The following is a 4,271-nucleotide window of genomic DNA, read 5'->3' as shown; positions in this document are numbered from 1 at the left end:
GGCGGGGACCGCACGGTCCCCGCCCCCCCGCCCGTGCGGTCCCGGGCTCAGCCGGCCTGGATCTCCCCTCCCGTGGGGGCCAGGGTCTCGCCCGAGTAGTACGACGACAGGCGGTCGCTGGCGAAGAACACGTACGACGGGGCGATCTCGTCGGGTTCGGCGGCCCGCCCCATCGGCGCCTGCTCGCCGAACCCCTCGGCGCCCTTCTCCCCGAGCGTGGCCGGGATGAGCGGCGTCCAGACGGGGCCGGGAGCGACGCAGTTCACCCGGATGCCGCGGTCGCGGAGCACCTGCGAGAGCGAGAGCGACAGGTTCATCACCGCGGACTTGCTCGCCGCGTAGTCGATGAGCGAGTCGTTGCCGCGCAGACCGTTGATCGACCCGGTGATGATGATCGAGCCGCCGTCGGGGATGTGCTCCAGCGCCTCGCGGACGGTCCAGAACACCCCCATCACGTTGACGTCGAACGTGCGGCGCAGCTGCTCCGTGGTCAGGTCGGTGAACTGCTCGACCGGCGACTGGGTGGCGGCGTGCTCCACGAGGACGTCGATCCCGCCGAGTTCCTCGACCGCGCGGCCGACCAGATGGGAGCAGAACGACTCGTCGGCCAGGTCGCCGCGGATCCCCACGGCCTTGCGGCCCTGTTCCTGGACCAGGCCCACGGTGTGCTGGGCGTCGGCGTCCTCACTGAGGTAGCCGAAGACGACGTCGGCCCCCTCCTTGGCGAACGCCACGGCCACGGCACGGCCGATCCCGGAGTCGCCCCCCGTGATCAGGGCGCGCTTGCCCTCCAGCAGACCGCGCCCCTCGTAGTCCCTCATCTCGTCCCTGGGCTGCGGATCCATCGGCTCGGTACGCCCCGGGTACGGCTGGCTCTGCGCGGGAGGTGGGGTCTCGGACATGGGCTTCTCCTCTCTCTGGCGCCTCGCGTGGGGCTCCTCCTACCCGGCTCCGCGCCCCTCCAACGCGGAACCCTTTCCCCGGTTCGGGCATCCGCGGACACGTCCGCGCGGGGCGGTGAACTCCCCTCCAAAAGCGGGACAACCATGTTTGGGGGTGGAGCGGCCCGGTCACCGTGAGTGGAGAAACCCCTTATGTCAGCACCTGAGGTCTCACCAACGGAGGACTTCCATGGACGACGCACGCACCGAGAAGGACCGTCGGCTCGATTCGGTGAGGACCGATTCCGCGCAACCGCTGACCACGGAGACCGGCGTGCGGGTGGGCGACACGGACAACTCGCTCAGGGCCGGCGCACGCGGCCCCACGCTCCTGGAGGACTTCCACGCCCGCGAGAAGATCACCCACTTCGACCACGAGCGCATCCCCGAACGCGTCGTCCACGCGCGCGGGGCGGGGGCCTACGGCCGCTTCCAGCCCTACGAGGGGCTCTCCGACCTCACCGCGGCCCACTTCCTGAGCGGTCCGGACGTGACCACACCGGTCTTCGTGCGCTTCTCCACGGTCGCCGGGTCGCGGGGCTCGGCCGACACGGTGCGGGACGTGCGCGGGTTCGCCGTGAAGTTCTACACCGAGCAGGGGAACTACGACCTCGTCGGCAACAACATGCCGGTCTTCTTCATCCAGGACGGCATCAAGTTCCCCGACTTCGTCCACGCGGTCAAGCCCGAACCCCACAACGAGATCCCGCAGGCGCAGTCCGCGCACGACACCCTGTGGGACTTCGTCGGCCTCCAGCCCGAGACCACCCACATGATGATGTGGCTGATGTCGGACCGGGCGATCCCGCGCAGCTACCGGACCATGCAGGGGTTCGGCGTGCACACCTTCCGGTTCGTCAGCGCCGGGGGGAGGGGCACCTTCGTCAAGTTCCACTGGAAGCCGCTGCTCGGCACGCACTCCCTCGTCTGGGACGAGGCGCAGCGCATCCAGGGCAAGGACCCCGACTTCAACCGGCGCGACCTGTGGGAGGCCATCGAGCGCGGCCAGTACCCCGAGTGGGAGCTGGGCGTGCAGCTCGTGGCGGAGGAGGACGAGCACGCCTTCGACTTCGACCTGCTGGACGCCACCAAGATCATCCCGGAGGAGGAGGTGCCTGTCCGGCCCATCGGGAAGATGGTCCTGGACCGCAACCCGGACAACTTCTTCGCCGAGACCGAGCAGGTCGCCTTCCACACGGCCAACGTGGTGCCGGGGATCGACTTCACCAACGACCCGCTGCTCCAGGCCCGCAACTTCTCCTACCTCGACACCCAGCTGCTGCGCCTGGGCGGCTCCAACTTCCAGCAGATCCCCGTCAACCGGCCGGTGGCGCCGGTGAGCAACAACCAGCGCGACGGCTTCGCGCAGCACCGGGTGCACCGGGGACAGACCTCCTACTACCCGAACTCGCTGGGGGGCGGCTGCCCCGCGCCGGCCGACGAGGGCGTCTACCGCCACTACGCGGAGAAGGTCGAGGGCGGGAAGATCCGGGTGCGGAGCGAGAGCTTCGCCGACCACTACTCCCAGGCGACGCTGTTCTACAACAGCCTCGCCGACTGGGAGCGCGAGCACCTGGTCGCGGGGTTCCGCTTCGAGCTGGGCAAGTGCGAGGAGCTCGCGGTGCGCCAGCGTGTGGTCGCCAACCTCAACCACGTCGACCACGAGCTGTCGGCCCGTGTGGCCGAGGGGATCGGGGTGGAGCCCCCCGAGACGGAGGGGACGCCCAACCACGGACGCTCCTCACCGGCCGTCAGCATGGCCAACACCGCCTTCGGCTCGCTGACGGGCCGCCAGATCGCGGTACTCGTCGCCGACGGCGTGGACGCCGCCGCCGTCCACGCGTTCCGGGACGGCCTCGTCTCCGAGGGCGCGGTGGTGGAGCTCCTCGCCGCGACGGACGGCGCGGTGCGCGCCGGCGCCGGGGACCCCGTCACCGTGGACCGCGCCTACACGACCGTGTCCTCCGTCCTGTACGACGCGGTCGTGGTGCCGGGAGGGCCCTCCTCCGCCGAGTCCCTGGAGCAGGACGGCGTGGCCGTCCACTTCGTCCTGGAGGCGTACAAGCACCACAAGGCGGTGGCGGCGGTGGGCGAGGGCACGCGTCTCCTCGCGTCCCTGCCGGTCCCGGAGGGGACCTTCGCACCCGCCGGGGGCACGCGCACCGAGCTGGGGGTCGTCGTGTCGGAGACGGCGGGCGACGACTGCGTCGCGGAGTTCGCGCGGCTGGTCGGGGGACACCGGATCTGGGACCGGCCGACCGCGGCGGTGCCGGCCTGACGAGGGGAGGGAGGACGACACCATGAAGGTGGGCTTCAAGCTGTTCGCCGAGGGCTTCGGGCCCCGCGAGATCGTGGAGCAGGCGGTCCGCGCGGAACAGGCCGGTTTCGACTTCGTCGAGGTCAGCGACCACTTCCACCCGTGGCTGTACAGCCACGGCCACTCGGGTTTCGTGTGGTCGATGCTGGCCGCCGTCGCGGAGCGGACCGAGACCATCGGCCTGGCCACCGGGGTCACCTGCCCGATCCTGCGGGTGCACCCGGCGATCGTCGCGCAGGCCGCCGCCACCACCGCCCTCCTGTCCGAGGGGCGGTTCAGCCTCGGGCTGGGCTCGGGGGAGCGCCTCAACGAGCACGTCGTCGGCCGGGGCTGGCCCAACGTCACCACGCGCCACCGGATGCTGCGCGAGGCGATCGACATCATCCGGCTGCTCTGGTCCGGCGGCTACCACTCCTACGAGGGGAAGCACCTGGTCCTGGAGGACGCCCGCGTGTTCGACCTCCCCGACGAGCCGCCGCCGATCATCGTGGCGGCCGGGGGCGAGCAGGCCGCCCTGCTCGCCTCGGAGCTCGGCGACGGGTTGTTCTGCACCGAGCCCGACAAGGCGCTCACCCGGGCGTACGGCGAGAGCGGCGGCGTCGGCCCGCGCTACGGCGAGGTGCCGCTGGCCTGGGCCGCCGACGAGGGCGAGGCGCTGGACTCGGCGCGCGAGGTCTTCCGCTTCGGCCTGCTGGGGTGGAAGGTGCAGGCCGAGCTGCCCAACCCGGTGAACTTCGAGGCGGCCACCGCCCTGATCGGCCGGGAGGCGATGCGCGACGCGTTCGGCTACGGACCGGACCCGGAGCGCCACCTGGAGGCCGTGCGCCAGTTCACCGAGGCCGGTTTCGACCACCTGTGCCTGGTCAACGCGGGGCCGGACACGGAGGGGTTCTTCACCTTCTTCGAGGAGGAGCTGGCCGGGCCGATCCGGCGGTTGGGGGGTCGGGCCGGCCCGGCGGCGTGAGCCGCGCGGCCGGGCTCCGGCGGCCCCGGGGTGCGGGCCTCCCCGGGGC

Annotated in this window: 3 protein-coding genes; 2 read left to right on the top strand and 1 reads right to left on the bottom strand. The window is 71.6% G+C overall.

Annotation, left to right across the window (positions count from 1 at the left end; translation table 11 throughout):
- Nucleotides 1-47 precede the first annotated feature (47 nt).
- On the bottom strand, nt 48-902 hold the full coding sequence (locus ACWGL3_RS31260) for an SDR family oxidoreductase (protein ID WP_267947125.1): 855 nt from the start codon (nt 900-902) through the stop codon (nt 48-50).
- A 229-nt stretch (nt 903-1,131) separates the two neighbouring features.
- Between ACWGL3_RS31260 and ACWGL3_RS31255 the strand changes: the two genes are divergently transcribed.
- Nucleotides 1,132-3,219 (top strand): catalase, encoded by a 2,088-nt coding sequence (locus ACWGL3_RS31255; protein WP_452462127.1) that lies wholly within the window; start codon nt 1,132-1,134, stop codon nt 3,217-3,219.
- Between the two features lie 22 nt (nt 3,220-3,241).
- Complete coding sequence (locus ACWGL3_RS31250; RefSeq protein ID WP_452462126.1) at nt 3,242-4,222, top strand: TIGR03557 family F420-dependent LLM class oxidoreductase; 981 nt, start codon at nt 3,242-3,244, stop codon at nt 4,220-4,222.
- The last annotated feature ends 49 nt before the right edge of the window (nt 4,223-4,271 follow it).

This window comes from Nocardiopsis sp. NPDC055824 (assembly GCF_053616335.1).
This window is presented reverse-complemented; position numbering and strand designations above follow the sequence as displayed.

Coding starts and splice junctions, on each gene's coding strand:
- ACWGL3_RS31255 (WP_452462127.1), top strand. CDS start 1,132: ATGGACGACGCACGCACCGAGAAGGACCGTCGGCTCGATTCGGTGAGG.
- ACWGL3_RS31260 (WP_267947125.1), bottom strand. CDS start 902: ATGTCCGAGACCCCACCTCCCGCGCAGAGCCAGCCGTACCCGGGGCGT.
- ACWGL3_RS31250 (WP_452462126.1), top strand. CDS start 3,242: ATGAAGGTGGGCTTCAAGCTGTTCGCCGAGGGCTTCGGGCCCCGCGAG.